Raw genomic sequence first — 13,540 nt, 5'->3', positions numbered from 1 at the left:
CTCGCGATCCAAACGACAGACGCAAGGGTCCGGTCGCGAAAGAACGGACAATGACCGGCTGGCAGGCGGCTGCAGTGGCGTCTCTCGCGAGAGTACTCGAGCGATTCGGGATCATCGACGCCGAGCGGTTCCGTCCGACGATGAACCTCGCGTGGCCCCGGATCATCACCGGGTTCGCGATCACGTCCAAACAGACTGCGGACCTCGCGATGGTCGGCCTCGCAGTCGGAACGGCTGGAACCGCGGGACTCGCCTTCGCGCTCGCGTACTGGGGAACCGTGACGATGCTCGGACTCGGACTCGCGGGCGGCACCGTGAGCCTGGTCTCGCAGAACTACGGCGGTGACGACGCCGAGCGCGCATCGGTCGTGGTCACACAGAGCGTGTTCCTCACGGTGGCGTTCGCGGTTCCGATTATGCTGGTGTTTCTTACGTTCGCAGATTCGTTCATCGGATTGCTCGGAGCCGATCCCACGTCGCTCGGACACGGGAGCACCTACCTCGTGTTCGTCGCTCCCGCCGTCGTCTTCGAGATGCTCAACCTGATCGCCAGCCGAACCTACACGGCCGTCGGAGACACGTTCACGGAGATGGTCGTGCGCGCCGGCGGCGCGTTTCTCAACATCGTTCTGAGCGGGATCCTCATCTTCGGATTCGGACTCGGCGTCGCCGGCGCGGCGATCGGAACGAGCGTCTCGACCGGAATCGTGACCGTGATTCTCGCGTGGGGGATGATCGGGCGATCCTACGGCGGCCTCGGAATGAAACCCAGCCCCGTTCCGATCAGCCGCTCCAGCCTGAGCCTCGAGCCGGCGGTGATTCGCCAACTCGTCGAGATCTCGTTGCCGGAGATCGGTCGTCGCCTCGCACAGGGTGTCGTCGTCTTCCCGCTGTTGTGGATCGCCGCGTCGTTCGGACCGGTGATCGTCACGGCGATCGAAGTCGGTCGCCGGGTTCGCGACCTCTCCAACAGCGTCAACTGGGGACTCTCACTAGCATCGAGTTCGCTCGTCGGCCAGCATCTCGGCGCAGGCGAAGAAGACGAAGCGGGAGCGTACGGAGCCGGGATCATCCGCCTCTCGGTCGTCGTCTACAGCGCACTGGCCATCGTGGTTATCGTCTTCTCGGAGCCGATCGCGTCCGTGTTCGTCTCCGATCCGAACGAGGTCGCACAGGCCGGCGTCTTCGTCGCAATCGGGGCGATCAGCGCGGTCGGAATGGGGATCGACGGCACCGCAGCAGGTGCCCTGCTCGGCGCGGGCGATACGCGCCTCCCGTTTCTGGCCTCGCTGATCGGACGCTACGTGTTCGCACTACCCGCTGCAGCGCTCGGTCTCGTGACTCCGCTCGGGGTCGCCGCGCTCTATCTCGCACTCCTGCTCGAGACGTACGTTCCCGGCGGGATCAACTACTGGCTGTTCCGTCGGGGCCGCTGGAAGGTCGTGAGTCGACGGTACCGTCCCTCCTCAGGGGACTGATCGAACGCCGAGGCCGAACCCGCCCCAGCGCCGGAGACGTGTGACCGGTCTCGTGCGAACGATCGAGCGACGCTACAGCAAGATGTGGGCGTAGTACGGGCTGACGAATCCCTCGACGAACCCGGCGATCGCGAGCAGAATGCCGATTCCGACGAGAACCCAGAACGCACGCTCGAGTGCATCGGCGAACGTCGGCCGGTCGATTCGGCCGCGGAACGCACGCCAGCCGACGACGCCGAGCCACAGTCCGAGCGCGCTCGCGACGAAGATCGCCGGGATCTCGAAGATCCCGTGCGGAATCACGAACGTGAGCAGCTCCACTGGATCGACCTCGAGCCGCGAAAGTGCGCCCATCATCACGCCGTTGAACAGCAGCGACGCGATCGCCGGGAGGGCAAGCGCGACGCCCGCGTAGGCGGTCGTGATCGCCACCAGCCAGTTGTTCCCGAAGAACTCGAGGGCGGCAGCCGGCGGGATGTGACCCTCGAGGCGGGCGGAAATCGACGCGTCGACGATCCCCGCGTACGGCCCCGCGAGCTCCCAGCCGACCCAAAACGAGCCGACTGCGAGGGCGACGACCAGAGCGTGAGTTCCGGGAGTGTCGCGAACGAATCCGATCATCTCGGACCAGCCGCGGCGGATTCCGTCCCGGAACTGTGTCCGGACCGACCGCTCGGGCTGGGCGGGTGCACGCAACCGATCACGGTAGTTCGCGTACAGCGCCGTCTTCAGTAGGTCGAGGGCCGGAAGCACAACCAGTACGGTAAGGAGAGAGGTGAACGCGACGACCTCGACGATTACGAGGAAACTCGAGACGACCGAAATCGCGAGGACGGTTCCGACCGAGATCGCATAGTAGAAGCCGGCTTCGATCGGCCGTCGCCTGATGAACCCCACGGTCTTCGAGAGCGAGCCGAACACGCCGGCGTCGTCGACGACGACCGCCACCGGCGCGAACGCAAACAGCGCGCGGACGGCGGCGAGTATTCCGATCAGAACGAGGATCGAAAGGAGTCCAACGAGCAATCCGACCACCGGTGCTGCAAGCGCCAGGACGCCGATGAACAGTATCGTCGCGGTCCCGACCGCCATTAGGATCGCAGCCCACACCAGGAACTCGAGGACCGCCAGCCCGAGGAAGCGAAGCCAGTATCGCCGGATGCCGGCGATCCCCGCCGTCGTTCCCCGCTCGTCGCGCAATCGGGCTGCACAGGCCGCGATCTGTCCGGCGGCGATGACGACGTAGAGGAGCAACAGGACGGCGACGCTCGCGATTGCGGTCGCGGCGACGAGCAACACCAGCGGGAGCGTCACCACCTGTTCGACGATCGGCTGGAACTGGCTCATCCAGGCCTCGAACGCTTCCTCGCTGGCGTCGGGATCGGGCGGCGTCGTATCGAGGTCGGCAAGCTGTTCGGGGATTCCCTCGAGCCGACCGGTCGACTCGAGGTACAGATAGCCGACGAGGACGCCGACAAACGGAATAACACGAACGATTGCCGGGATCGCTGCACCGAGGAGGTACATCGGGAGGAGGTCGCCCGGGCGTCGACGGAGCACGGCGACGACGGCGGAGACGGAATCTGAAAGGGCCATACCGACCGTACGCGATCATCTCAGTTAAACGAACCTATCGGCTAGCGCGAGCGAAAGCGACACCAGACGCGGAGAACGATGAACCGATCACGATACTAGCGCGAAGAACGAGGATTGGACCGACGATGGACGGCGGCCGTGCGGTGCTGTCGATCGAACACCTCACGGTTTCAGTTGAACGTCCGATCGTCGAAGCGGTCACCGTCCTCGTCGTCGCTTCTCCCCGACAGTCGCGGCGTGAACCCGCCGGTGAGAATAACGGAGACGACGATGAGCGCCGCCGCGATAACGACGTAATCCGCACTCGGCTCGTAGCCCGCGAGGCTCGCGCCGGTCGAGACGACGAAGATGGTAACAGCGAAGACGACCGTCGCGAGGAGGCCGATGACGACGATTCCGACGACGCTCGCGAAGAGTCCCTTCAGGAGACGGCGAATCGATGACATTGCTCGAGTGCGGATTCGAGGTGGTGGTACGTAGTGGTTGCGTGTCGACGACGGACACCGTCAACGCGAGACATCGGTCATGCTATGGCCGAGCCAGCCTGCTACGACGATCCTCGAGAGCGTTGACTCCGCTCGAGGCGGTCAGATGCCCCGAAGGGGGAGGCTCGTGGCGGTGGTTAGCCGAGGACGTATCGGAGCGCCGGGACGCGCTCGAGCAGCGGTTCGCCTCCGACCTCGAGGGTTTCGATCACGCGGTCGAGACCGAGGATTCGGCCGGCTCCGAAGGCCGCGATCGCGAGGAACACCATCAGGTAGACGAGATCGCTGTTGACGAATCCGAGCGGGCCGGCGACGTCCCAGCTTGCGAGGTAGAACATCGCCATCTGCATCGCGCCGCCGAGGGCGGCCAGTCTGACGAACGCGCCGGCCACCAGCGCGAGACCGATCAGAATCTGCGTCGCCGGAACGACGACGTTGACGACCTCCATCAGCGCCGGGTTGGTGGCCATCGCCCCGAACAGCCCGGCTGCGGGTCCGCTTGCACCCATCAGATATCCGCCCGCGTCGAAGGGCTGGCCCGCGACGACCGAGAGCTTCCCGACTCCGGCACCGAGGAACGCAAGACCCATCGTGAGCCGCAGTGCAACGACGAACCACGCACTGAGCGCGTGGGGCTCCCCCTCGAGTGTGATGCCACCAACGCGACTTTCCAACTGGTTTACCGGGGTTGTTTCCATCATCAGTCACCTCTTACGGGTATTCGTTTGCAGTCTATAAACAAGTACTCGGATCATAGTTCTCATTTTCCAGGAATCGGTCGTCCGTCGCTCGCAGATACTTTACGTCGATCGCACGCGTAGCGTCGACCATGGTCACCACGCTCTCGCCCGATCGACTCGCGGAACTGCAGGACGAAGAGACCGAGTTCGCCCTCGTCGATACCCGGCCCGAGGATAGCTTCGAAGCCTGGCACGTCTCCGGTGCGATTCACTTCCCGTTCGGTCCAGAGGAGAATCTCGACGGACGTCTCGAGGAGTTCGAGCGAGCGGTCGGAGACGCCGACCGGGTGCTCACCATCTGTGCGAAGGGGATCTCCTCCGGGAATCTCGCGACGCAACTCGAGTCGGCGACGGACGCATACGAGGTTCAGGCCGTCGATGGAGGGATGAAAGGCTGGAGCGGCGTCTACGATCACGTCGAGGTCGACGCCGGCGACGGGCTGACCATCGTTCAGATCCAGCGGCGTGCGAAGGGGTGTTTCGGCTATCTCATCGGCTGTCCAGCGACCGGCGACGCGGTCGTCGTCGATCCGACGGCGGACGTCGACGAGTACGAGATCGCGGCGACCCGGGCCGATCTCTCGATCGTCGGCGTGATCGACACCCACGTTCACGCGGATCACATCTCCGGCGGTCGTGACCTCGCGGAGCGACTCAGTGTCCCCTACTACCTGAGCGAGCGCGCGATTGCCCGGGGCGTGGAATACGAGTTCACGCCGCTCGAGCGAAACGAGGTGCTCGCCGTCGGTGACCGAGAACTCAAAGCCCTCGAAACGCCCGGCCACACGAGCGAGATGATCTCGCTGCTCCTCGACGACCGAGCGCTCGTAACCGCCGACACGCTCCACGTCGACTCGACCGGACGAACGGAACTCGAGTTCAGCGAGGACGAAGGAAAAGAGGGTGCCCGCATGCTCTACGAGGCGCTACACCGAACCGTCCTTGCCGAACCGGAGGGAGTCGTCGTCCTGCCGGGACACGTCACCGTGACCGCCGACGGCGAGTTCGCCCACGGCAGGCCCGGCGAGGCGATCACGACGACGATCCGCGAGGCACGAACCGGGATCGAACTGCTCGATCTGGACGAGGACGCGTTCGTCGACCGGATGGCCGACGCCGGCGAGAAGCCCGCCAACTACGAGGAGATCATCGAGTACAACCGGGGGACACTCGAGCTAGCACCCGAGGACCGCGTCGAACTGGAGCTCGGCCCGAACAACTGTTCGGCCTGAGACGGTCTACTGTAAGTAGTTACCGTTGCGGACGAAACAGCCTCAGGCTTTCGCCCCGGCGACGCCGCTGCCGATCGCCGCGCCACACTCGTTGCACGCGACCAGGTAGAAGCGTTTGGAGGCCGAAAAGAACCCGGTCGTTGCGTCCATCTCGACGAATTCCACGTCGGTCTTCTCCTCGAGGGTCGCCTCGCATTCGGGGCAGTGGACCATACGGGCGCGTCGAAGTCGTACTGCAAATACCTTGTCGTTTGATCCACTACCCGTGAACCGTTCAGTCGGTGAAAGCGCAGGTCGAATCGACACTTACCGCGAGTACGTCTCCAGTCGAACGATCCGCCCGTCCGAGAGGTCGAAGAAGTCAGCGAACGCGAACAGGGTCGTTCCCGATTCGATCAGACGGCCGCGGACGGCGACCTGATCGCCGTCGTCGACGATCGCATCGAGTTCGTGCTCCGTATTGGGGTTCGGCCGCTCGTCGCGCATGAACCGGACGAACGTCTCGCGGCCCTCGAACGTTCTGTCGGGCCGGTGCTGGACGAACCCGGTGGAGAGTACCTCCTCGAGCGCCTCGTACTCGTGATCGTCGAGGGCGTCGTAGTACTGCCTGACGAGCGTCGTTGGTTCCATACTGCTACATTCGGCGGGATCGCCAAAAGTGTGCTATTCGGAAGCCGCCTCGAGGACAGTCGGCGCCACCTCCGTCGACGCCGAGCGGGGCGCGCGGACAACGCTTACACGGGTGTGAGTCGTTGGGTATCGTATGACAATATCGGACGATGCTCGAGCGGTCGCCTCGCTCGAGGAACTCGACGCGGAGGGTCGAAAGCTGGTGAGCGTCGACGGAACGCCGATCGCCCTCTTCTCCCACGAGGGCGACGTTCGCGCGGTGAACAACCGGTGTCCGCACATGGGCTTTCCGCTCGTCGAAGGAACCGTCGACGACGGGATTCTCACCTGTCACTGGCACCACGCCCGGTTCGAACTCTCCTGTGGGGACACCTTCGATCCGTGGGCCGACGACGTCCCGACGTACCCGGTCTCCGTCCGCGACGGAACGGTCTACGTCGACCCGAACCCGCCCCGTGCGTTACCGCCCGACGAACACTGGGCCGAGCGTCTCGAGGCCGGCCTCGAGGAAAACCTCCGGCTCGTCGTCGCCAAGTCGACGATCGGGCTGATCGATGCGGGCGTCGACTACTCGGAACCGGTCGCGACGGCCCTCGAGTTCGGAACCCGGTACCGAGAGTCGGGGTGGGGATCCGGGCTGACGATCCTCGGCTGTATGGCAAACGTACTCGAAGATCTCGAGACCGAGGATCGAAAGCGGGCGCTGTACACCGGCGTCCGCCACGTCGCGGACGACGCGGCCGGTGAGCCACCCCGCTTCGATCAGCTCTCGTTCTCGACGGACGAGATCGCGTTCGATCGCCTGAAATCGTGGTTCCGCGACTGCGTCGAGGTGCGAGACGCGGACGGTGCCGAACGCTGTCTTCGGACCGCCGTCGCGACGGGCCGGTCCGAGTCCGAACTGGCGGAACTGGTGTTCGCCGCGGCGACGGATCATCCCTACCTCTCGACCGGTCACGTTCTCGACTTCGCGAACACGGCCTTCGAGACGCTCGTACAGACGGACTCGAGACAGCCCGATCGCGCGTACGAAAACGGAACGAACGCACCGTCCCGCTCTCGAGAGCGGACGGCCGCCGCGCTCGCGAGTCTCGTCGAGCCGCTGGTGACCGCGGACCGAAGCGACGAGCGCTCGTCCTGGCGTCGACCGGTCGATCTCGTTTCGCTGCTCGAGGAGGTCTACGGCGGCGAGATCTCCGCTACGAGGGGTCTCTCGGAGCTGGTGAGCGAAGGGACGGGGCGGTCGTGGTCCCCACCCGCTGATTTCCAGGCGACGCTGCTCGGTGACGACCCCGAAGCCGTCGTCGACGCGCTCGCGGCCGCGATCGCGGCGGGAGCGACCACCGAGGAGCTTGCGATCGAGGTCAGCCACGCCGCAGCCACACGGGTCGCCCAGTTCGGGACCGCAAACGAGTTCAGCGACTGGAACACCGTCCACCACACGTTCACCTACGCCAACGCGGTCCAGCAGGCCACGCGTCGGACCGACGCGGTCGAACTCTACCGCGGCGTCTTCGACGCGGTCCTCAACGTCTATCTCGATCGGTTCCTCAACACCCCGCCCGCCCCGATCCCCGAACCGGGGGACAACGAAACCGGCCGCGATTCCGACGAGATCCTCGAGGACTTACTCGAGACGTTCGACGTCGACGGGAACGTAAACGACGCTGGTCGGCTGGTCTCCGAGTATTTCGACTGCGACGGCGATCCGGAGGCACTGAAACGAACGCTCGGCCACGGACTTCTCCGGGAGGACGCCGGCTTTCACACGCTCCAGAACCTCGAGGCGGCGTTCCGACAGTTCGATCTCGTACGGACACGCGAAGACGAGCTGGACGACGGCGCCAGCGTCGATCTCGAGCACCGCAAGCGGGTTCCACTGATCGCGACGGCTCGATACATGGCGGCACACTTCCCGACGCGTCGCGAGGCCGAACAGACGTTTACGATCGCCGCACGCCTCAACCGCGGCGAGACGATCCACGAGGAGTAGCGCGGACGGTCCGCGGCGTTTTTCTTTCGGCTCCGCCTACGAACTCGCGTGGAGTGTCACGTCTACTACGAGGGTGACGACGATCCCGAGAAGTGTACCGCCCGTCGCATGGAGAAGTTCGACGAGGCGATTCTCTACCGGACGATGGGGCAGGTTCCGTACGGGGTCGTCCTCAATCCGCACGCCGAGCGGGCGCTGTCGCCAGCCGACCGCGAGGCCGGGCTCGACACGCTGGTGGCACTCGACTGCTCCTGGGAGTCCGCCGAGGCGGCCTCGTTTCGGATGAACGGCGTCCATCGAGCGCTCCCGTTCCTCGTCGCCGCGAACCCGGTCAACTACGGGCGACCGTTTCGGCTGACGACCGTCGAGGCGCTCGCGGGCGCGCTCTGTATCTTCGACGAACTCGAACACGCCGAGTCGATCCTCGAGCCGTTTCGTTGGGGTGAGACGTTCCTGACGCTCAACGAAGAACCCCTGCGACGCTACAGCGAGTGTACTGACTCGAGCGAGGTCGTCGCCGTTCAGGAGGAGTACCTGGCCGACGAGGAGTAGCGTTCGACGAACGCCGGGTTCGCGCGACGGCGCACAGACCACAGCGGTTAAATGCACGTCAACCTAACTGAGCGACATGCCGACCTTCGACGCTGCCGAAAAACGAACGCTCGAGAAGATGATCTGCATGCGCTGTAACGCCCGCAACCCGAAAGACGCAGACAACTGCCGCAAGTGTGGCTACGGGAACCTCCGTCCCAAAGCCAAGGAAGCCCGCGCGGCATAATCGACTCCCTCCGGGGAACGGTTCCGGATTTGTGCGAGACTATGCAGTAATTCAGCATATTTAGTCGGAATCTGAAGTTTCATCGAACGGAGATTCAGTCTCTTCTGCTTCTGGAGCGGTCTCGACGAAAACCGCGAAAAGTGCACCGAGGAGAAGACCATAGAGCAGATGACCGATGAGACTCTCAAATGCGGCAAACGGAAAGCCAGGGTCGACAATTCCAGTGAAGGCGATCCAAATCGATTGAACGATTATCGGCAGGAACGCCCAAACAGCGAGTCCATAGACGAGTCCAGCAAGGGCGAATCGTGTGGTCAGCCCCCTACCAGCGAATAAGCCGGTTGTGGCGTCTGCGGTAATGGTGCTGAAGATTGGATTACGACTGACAATAAATCCAAAAATGATACCGAGGACGGTCCCATGTATCAAATGAAACACCAATCCGACTGTACCGGGATCTATACCATAGATGGCTGGGATGGTCTCGGTGACAATCGCTGGATCAACAATCCATAGCACCGCACCGAAGAGGATCGAACCGATGATGCCGCCTACTGCACTGCCGAGTAGCCAATTTAAACTGCCGCCGAATCCGTACGTAGTTGGTCCATTTGAGTGGGAACTCATGTGATAGTTATTTACGCTTATTTGACGGATAAATATGTGGCGAGCACATACCTATTCCTGGTACTCAAGAATTTATTATTAGTTTATATAAATCGACTATTCCCAGCGATACGTATACGCCCTGTACTTACCGGTGAACCGTCACTCCAGTTCGAGAGGGGGATCCACGACTCGAGATTCGAGGAGTGTTCCATTCGATCACTCGAGGAACTTCGCGCGGTCTGTATGATCGCGTGATCTCCCTGCGGGCTCCACTCATATATTCACTACGCCCTATACAGGTAAATTTATTATGGGTAGTTACCGTATTGTAGTATGGATATGTTCCGTAGCGACACTGGTTCGTTGAGTGAGTGGAGTGTGCCGGTACCGGGTGAGCGGTAGTGCGGCCCTTGCTCGCCGGCGACGTCAGACGATCGATCGAACGGAGTATCGTCGATCTCGTCGAACTCGTACCGCTGTTGCTCGTCGCAGCCGCCATCGTCCTGATCGGAGTCGCTATCGGAAACCGAGTCCGGCCGCTCGTGATCAGCACGGGTCGACGGATCGAACTCGACGAAAAAGTTCGACGGACGCCCTTCGATGCTCTGTTTTCCGACGATCAGAAGGCCGTCTCGAGGACGTTTGCAACGATCACCAGGTACTACGTCGTGATAGTCGCGTTTTTCGTCGCGATCGAGTGGGTCGCGTTTCGGTATACGGCGTCGGCGTCGTGGTTCTTCTCTACCTGGGCCCAGGACTTGCTCTCGTACGTGCCGCCGATCGTCGTCGGCCTCATCGTCCTGTTCCTCGGGTTCTACCTGGCGAGCTACGCCGCCGATCAAGTCCGCCAGTCTCCCATTGCACGGGGTTCTGGCGTCTCACCTGCCCTTGCCGGCGTCACGAAGGGATTGCTCTATTTCGTCGTCCTGGTCATCGGTCTCGAGACGATGGGCGTCGACGTGACGATCCTCCATACGTTCGCACAGGCGTTGGCCTACGGCGGCGGACTCGCCGCTGCGCTGGCGATCGGCATCGCGTTCGGCTGGGGCGGCAAAGACTACGTCGCTGAAAACATCGACGACTGGTTCGAACGCTCGAGAGACGTCGCGAACGAATCACCGGTAGTGACGAGCGACGACGATTGATACGGTCTGTCGTGCGTGACCGTCTCACTCGTCGGGATACTTCGGCTCTCGGTTCGTTGCACGTTCGAGTGCCGTCTCGACGACGTCGCGCACGTCGCCGTGGAAGACGCCACCGTGGCCCGCGTACAGGTGCTCGACTCCCTCGGGCAGACGCTCTCTGAGTCGCTCGATGCTTTCGATGAGTTCCTCGCGGGACTGACCTGCCATATCCGTTCGTCCGAAACTGCCGTACTCGAACGCGCCGTCGTCGTGGACGACGACGTCGCCGGAGAACAGCGAGCGTTCCGAGACGAACGAGACGTGATCGTCGGCGTGGCCGGGCGTGTACACCACGTCGAACGTTTCATCACCGATCGGTACCGTGTCGCCGTCGTCGATCGAATGGGTTCGCGTCGGATGGTCGTCGTAGGCGTAGACATCGGGATCGAACGCGTCCACGACGGCCTCGAGTTGGCTGACGTGATCGCCGTGTTGATGGGTCATTACCACGGCGTCCACGTCGTCGGTCCGCTCGCGAATCTCGTCGACGACGCCGTCCCACGAGCTCGCATCGACGAGCGTCGTCTGATCTCCGATGGCAAGAAACGCGTTACAGGTGAATATCTCGGCACCGTCGGTTACGTGATAGACGTCCATGTTCGGCCAGTCGCGGGCGAGGATAAAAACGATACTGTCCGTTTCGTCCGACGCGTTGCCGACGTTCTTCTGTACGCGAAATTCGGGTCGGAATAATTACCACGGATTTTTGAGTGGGTGGCACGTAGAAATACCCGTATGGGATTCGGGAGCTACGACGAATCCGAGCAACAGGACGTCGATGCTGATTTTGACGAAGACGACGCGGTCAAATCCGATCAGAACAGTCACGACGGAACGCTCGAGTTCGAAAACGGCGCATCGAGTGACGAGTTACTCGACCGGCTAAAAGAGATCAAAGACGACGACTCCTGATGAAATCCGGAGTGCGGGCGCTCGGCATTGCCGAGTCGTACCGCGGCGACCGGTGTCCGGATCGAACCCGGAGTACGCTGGCGGGGGCCGTCGTTCGCGCCGACAGCGTTCTCGACGGGCTCACGTACGGACAGTGTACCGTCGGCGGTACCGACGCGACCGAGGCCGTCGTCTCGGTGGTCGAGGATCTCGATCGGCCGGACGTCCGGTACGTTCTCCTCGGTGCGATCGCCCCCGCCTGGTACAACGTGCTCGAGCCGTCGCGTATTGCGGCGACCGTTCAGCGACCCGTGATCACCGTCTCCTTCGAGGCGAGCGACGGTCTCGAGTCCGGTCTGGACGAGGCGTTCTCGGATACCGATCTCGAGCATCGCCTCGAGATATATCGCTCACTGCCCGAGCGTCGGACGCTGTCGATCAACGGCGAGACGGTGTACGTCAGACACGTCGGCTGCGGAGCAGACGAAGCGGCCGAGGTGGTCGACGCGTTTACGCCGTCCGGCGGCCGGCCGGAACCGATTCGCGTCGCTCGCCTCGCCGCCCGAGCGGGCGACGCGTACGCCGAACCCGACTGATCGTCGCCAGCCTCGACCCGAAAGACGTAGTAGGCGGCCCCCTGACCCCTCGAGTATGGGTTCGATGGAAGACCTCCGCGTGACCGAGTGTACGCGTTGTCCCGCGCTGGTCGATTCTCGCAGCCGGATCGTCAACGGAACCGGGCCGGCCGACGCCGATGTCCTGTTCGTCGGTGAAGGACCGGGAGCGCGCGAAGACGAACGGGGGGAGCCGTTCGTCGGTCGTAGCGGATCGGTGCTCGACGACCAGCTTCGGATCGTCGGTCTCGATCGCGACGCCGTCCGCATCACCAACTGCGTACGCTGTCGACCGCCGGACAACAGGGATCCGACGACGGACGAACTCGAGAACTGCCGTGGCTATCTCGAGTCCGAGATCGACCGGCTCGACCCGGCGGTTATCATCACGTTGGGGAAGGTCCCGAGCGAGCACCTGCTCGAGCGATCGGTTGCGGTGACGAAAGAGGCCGGTGCGATCGAAGAGATCCGGATCGACGGAACGCCGCGACGGCTAGTGGTCTGCGTTCACCCGGCGGCGACGCTGTACGATCGCAGCCAGGAAGAGACGTTCGCCGCCGCCATAGAGCGCGCAGCGGACGTGGCGGGTGTCGACGGCACCGAGAGCGACCAGACCCGTCTCGACGGTTTTGATCGGTCCGGTTGACGGGAACCGACGGAGCTGACGGCGCTCGCAATCGCGTCGGAACGTTCGTCGCCGTCGATCCGTGTCCTTATCCTGTCGGCGTTCGAAAGCGGTGGTGATGGACGGCGAAGTTTCACCCGACGAGGTCAACGAACTCCTCGAGGCGAATTCGGACGTTCGCATCGTCGATATTCGTGACGAGCGCAGTTTCGAGCGCAGTCATATTCCCGACAGCGAGAACGTTCCCTTCCACGAACTCACGGCCCGGATCGACGAGTTCGAGGACGCAGATCGAATCGTCACCGTCTGCCCGCACGGCAAAGCAAGCGTTCAGGCTGCAAAGCTCATCGGCTCGTACGAGGGAAGCGCGGACGCACGGGTAGAAAGCATGGCGGGAGGGCTCGAGGAGTACGGGATGCGGTACGGTCTCGTCCGCGAGGACGGCGACGGCGACTCGACGACGGAGCCCGAATCGCCGTTTTGAATCCGTCGCGTTTGAGACTGTGAGCGATCGCTCGACGGACGGCCAGCGCTCGCTCGAAGCCGTCAGATCGCGCGACAGAACAGCGGTGACTGGTACGGTCTGTTATGATTTGTTACCGGCGATTGCCCGGACGGAGTAGCAATCACCGGTAAACGTTGTAACGATCCGTACGAGTGGACGATTCGTGACCGGCCGGTCGGA

Annotated in this window: 17 protein-coding genes; 10 read left to right on the top strand and 7 right to left on the bottom strand. The window is 63.1% G+C overall.

Features of this window, described 5'->3' with window-relative positions:
• Positions 1-50 precede the first annotated feature (50 nt).
• Complete coding sequence (locus EA462_RS00800) at positions 51-1,478, top strand: MATE family efflux transporter (RefSeq protein ID WP_124176677.1); 1,428 nt, start codon at positions 51-53, stop codon at positions 1,476-1,478.
• A gap of 72 nt (positions 1,479-1,550) precedes the next feature.
• Here the strand turns inward: EA462_RS00800 and EA462_RS00795 are convergent, their stop codons facing one another.
• The 3 genes from EA462_RS00795 to EA462_RS00785 form a co-directional block, all read right to left on the bottom strand.
• The gene (locus EA462_RS00795) at positions 1,551-3,074 is read right to left on the bottom strand and encodes a stage II sporulation protein M (RefSeq protein WP_124176676.1); all 1,524 of its coding nucleotides are present in this window, start codon (positions 3,072-3,074) and stop codon (positions 1,551-1,553) included.
• Positions 3,075-3,244: 170 nt separating this feature from the next.
• Entirely contained in the window at positions 3,245-3,520 is a 276-nt protein-coding gene (locus EA462_RS00790; protein ID WP_124176675.1) for a hypothetical protein, read from the bottom strand.
• Between the two features lie 176 nt (positions 3,521-3,696).
• Entirely contained in the window at positions 3,697-4,257 is a 561-nt protein-coding gene (locus tag EA462_RS00785; RefSeq protein ID WP_124177171.1) for a DoxX family protein, read from the bottom strand.
• Between the two features lie 131 nt (positions 4,258-4,388).
• Here EA462_RS00785 and EA462_RS00780 point away from each other — a divergent pair, with 131 nt between their 5' ends.
• Complete coding sequence (locus EA462_RS00780; RefSeq protein ID WP_124176674.1) at positions 4,389-5,531, top strand: MBL fold metallo-hydrolase; 1,143 nt, start codon at positions 4,389-4,391, stop codon at positions 5,529-5,531.
• Between the two features lie 42 nt (positions 5,532-5,573).
• Here EA462_RS00780 and EA462_RS17130 read toward each other — a convergent pair whose 3' ends face one another.
• Both EA462_RS17130 and EA462_RS00775 read right to left on the bottom strand, forming a co-directional pair.
• Positions 5,574-5,744 (bottom strand): hypothetical protein, encoded by a 171-nt coding sequence (locus tag EA462_RS17130; RefSeq protein ID WP_165871999.1) that lies wholly within the window; start codon positions 5,742-5,744, stop codon positions 5,574-5,576.
• Positions 5,745-5,837: 93 nt separating this feature from the next.
• On the bottom strand, positions 5,838-6,161 hold the full coding sequence (locus EA462_RS00775; RefSeq protein ID WP_124176673.1) for a nuclear transport factor 2 family protein: 324 nt from the start codon (positions 6,159-6,161) through the stop codon (positions 5,838-5,840).
• Between the two features lie 133 nt (positions 6,162-6,294).
• Between EA462_RS00775 and EA462_RS00770 the strand changes: the two genes are divergently transcribed.
• From EA462_RS00770 to EA462_RS00760, 3 genes are all read left to right on the top strand, one after another.
• Positions 6,295-8,154, top strand: coding sequence for a Rieske (2Fe-2S) protein (locus tag EA462_RS00770; protein ID WP_124176672.1), 1,860 nt, complete (start codon positions 6,295-6,297; stop codon positions 8,152-8,154).
• A gap of 48 nt (positions 8,155-8,202) precedes the next feature.
• The gene (locus EA462_RS00765) at positions 8,203-8,706 is read left to right on the top strand and encodes a DUF367 family protein (protein ID WP_124176671.1); all 504 of its coding nucleotides are present in this window, start codon (positions 8,203-8,205) and stop codon (positions 8,704-8,706) included.
• 76 nt (positions 8,707-8,782) lie between these two features.
• Positions 8,783-8,932 carry a 50S ribosomal protein L40e gene (locus EA462_RS00760; protein ID WP_124176670.1) on the top strand — a complete coding sequence of 50 codons (150 nt, stop codon included), beginning with the start codon at positions 8,783-8,785 and terminating at the stop codon, positions 8,930-8,932.
• Between the two features lie 60 nt (positions 8,933-8,992).
• Here the strand turns inward: EA462_RS00760 and EA462_RS00755 are convergent, their stop codons facing one another.
• Complete coding sequence (locus EA462_RS00755; RefSeq protein ID WP_124176669.1) at positions 8,993-9,559, bottom strand: hypothetical protein; 567 nt, start codon at positions 9,557-9,559, stop codon at positions 8,993-8,995.
• Positions 9,560-9,942: 383 nt separating this feature from the next.
• On the opposite strand from EA462_RS00755, the gene EA462_RS00750 reads away from it, so the two are divergent.
• The gene (locus EA462_RS00750; RefSeq protein WP_124176668.1) at positions 9,943-10,686 is read left to right on the top strand and encodes a hypothetical protein; all 744 of its coding nucleotides are present in this window, start codon (positions 9,943-9,945) and stop codon (positions 10,684-10,686) included.
• A gap of 24 nt (positions 10,687-10,710) precedes the next feature.
• Here the strand turns inward: EA462_RS00750 and EA462_RS00745 are convergent, their stop codons facing one another.
• Positions 10,711-11,322: an MBL fold metallo-hydrolase gene (locus tag EA462_RS00745; protein WP_124176667.1), complete on the bottom strand. Its 612-nt coding sequence runs from the start codon at positions 11,320-11,322 to the stop codon at positions 10,711-10,713.
• Positions 11,323-11,460: 138 nt separating this feature from the next.
• On the opposite strand from EA462_RS00745, the gene EA462_RS00740 reads away from it, so the two are divergent.
• The 4 genes from EA462_RS00740 to EA462_RS00725 all read left to right on the top strand — a co-directional run bounded on the left by EA462_RS00740 (position 11,461) and on the right by EA462_RS00725 (position 13,339).
• Complete coding sequence (locus EA462_RS00740) at positions 11,461-11,637, top strand: DUF5786 family protein (RefSeq protein WP_124176666.1); 177 nt, start codon at positions 11,461-11,463, stop codon at positions 11,635-11,637.
• Positions 11,637-12,212 (top strand): endonuclease dU, encoded by a 576-nt coding sequence (locus EA462_RS00735; RefSeq protein WP_124176665.1) that lies wholly within the window; start codon positions 11,637-11,639, stop codon positions 12,210-12,212. Before EA462_RS00740 ends, EA462_RS00735 begins: the two co-directional genes overlap by 1 nt.
• Positions 12,213-12,267: 55 nt before the next feature.
• Positions 12,268-12,876, top strand: a complete 609-nt coding sequence (locus tag EA462_RS00730; protein WP_124176664.1) for a uracil-DNA glycosylase — start codon at positions 12,268-12,270, stop codon at positions 12,874-12,876.
• Positions 12,877-12,973: 97 nt separating this feature from the next.
• Entirely contained in the window at positions 12,974-13,339 is a 366-nt protein-coding gene (locus EA462_RS00725; protein ID WP_124176663.1) for a rhodanese-like domain-containing protein, read from the top strand.
• The last annotated feature ends 201 nt before the right edge of the window (positions 13,340-13,540 follow it).

The organism is Natrarchaeobius halalkaliphilus (genome assembly GCF_003841485.1).
GTDB classification, from domain to species: Archaea; Halobacteriota; Halobacteria; order Halobacteriales; family Natrialbaceae; genus Natrarchaeobius; species Natrarchaeobius halalkaliphilus.
This window is presented reverse-complemented; position numbering and strand designations above follow the sequence as displayed.

Excerpts from the sequence above, each read along its gene's own strand:
- EA462_RS00800 (WP_124176677.1), top strand. The coding sequence starts at position 51 with ATGACCGGCTGGCAGGCGGCTGCAGTGGCGTCTCTCGCGAGAGTACTC.
- EA462_RS00795 (WP_124176676.1), bottom strand. The coding sequence starts at position 3,074 with ATGGCCCTTTCAGATTCCGTCTCCGCCGTCGTCGCCGTGCTCCGTCGA.
- EA462_RS00790 (WP_124176675.1), bottom strand. The coding sequence starts at position 3,520 with ATGTCATCGATTCGCCGTCTCCTGAAGGGACTCTTCGCGAGCGTCGTC.
- EA462_RS00785 (WP_124177171.1), bottom strand. The coding sequence starts at position 4,257 with ATGGAAACAACCCCGGTAAACCAGTTGGAAAGTCGCGTTGGTGGCATC.
- EA462_RS00780 (WP_124176674.1), top strand. The coding sequence starts at position 4,389 with ATGGTCACCACGCTCTCGCCCGATCGACTCGCGGAACTGCAGGACGAA.
- EA462_RS17130 (WP_165871999.1), bottom strand. The coding sequence starts at position 5,744 with ATGGTCCACTGCCCCGAATGCGAGGCGACCCTCGAGGAGAAGACCGAC.
- EA462_RS00775 (WP_124176673.1), bottom strand. The coding sequence starts at position 6,161 with ATGGAACCAACGACGCTCGTCAGGCAGTACTACGACGCCCTCGACGAT.
- EA462_RS00770 (WP_124176672.1), top strand. The coding sequence starts at position 6,295 with ATGACAATATCGGACGATGCTCGAGCGGTCGCCTCGCTCGAGGAACTC.
- EA462_RS00760 (WP_124176670.1), top strand. The coding sequence starts at position 8,783 with ATGCCGACCTTCGACGCTGCCGAAAAACGAACGCTCGAGAAGATGATC.
- EA462_RS00755 (WP_124176669.1), bottom strand. The coding sequence starts at position 9,559 with ATGAGTTCCCACTCAAATGGACCAACTACGTACGGATTCGGCGGCAGT.
- EA462_RS00745 (WP_124176667.1), bottom strand. The coding sequence starts at position 11,322 with ATGGACGTCTATCACGTAACCGACGGTGCCGAGATATTCACCTGTAAC.
- EA462_RS00740 (WP_124176666.1), top strand. The coding sequence starts at position 11,461 with ATGGGATTCGGGAGCTACGACGAATCCGAGCAACAGGACGTCGATGCT.
- EA462_RS00735 (WP_124176665.1), top strand. The coding sequence starts at position 11,637 with ATGAAATCCGGAGTGCGGGCGCTCGGCATTGCCGAGTCGTACCGCGGC.
- EA462_RS00730 (WP_124176664.1), top strand. The coding sequence starts at position 12,268 with ATGGGTTCGATGGAAGACCTCCGCGTGACCGAGTGTACGCGTTGTCCC.
- EA462_RS00725 (WP_124176663.1), top strand. The coding sequence starts at position 12,974 with ATGGACGGCGAAGTTTCACCCGACGAGGTCAACGAACTCCTCGAGGCG.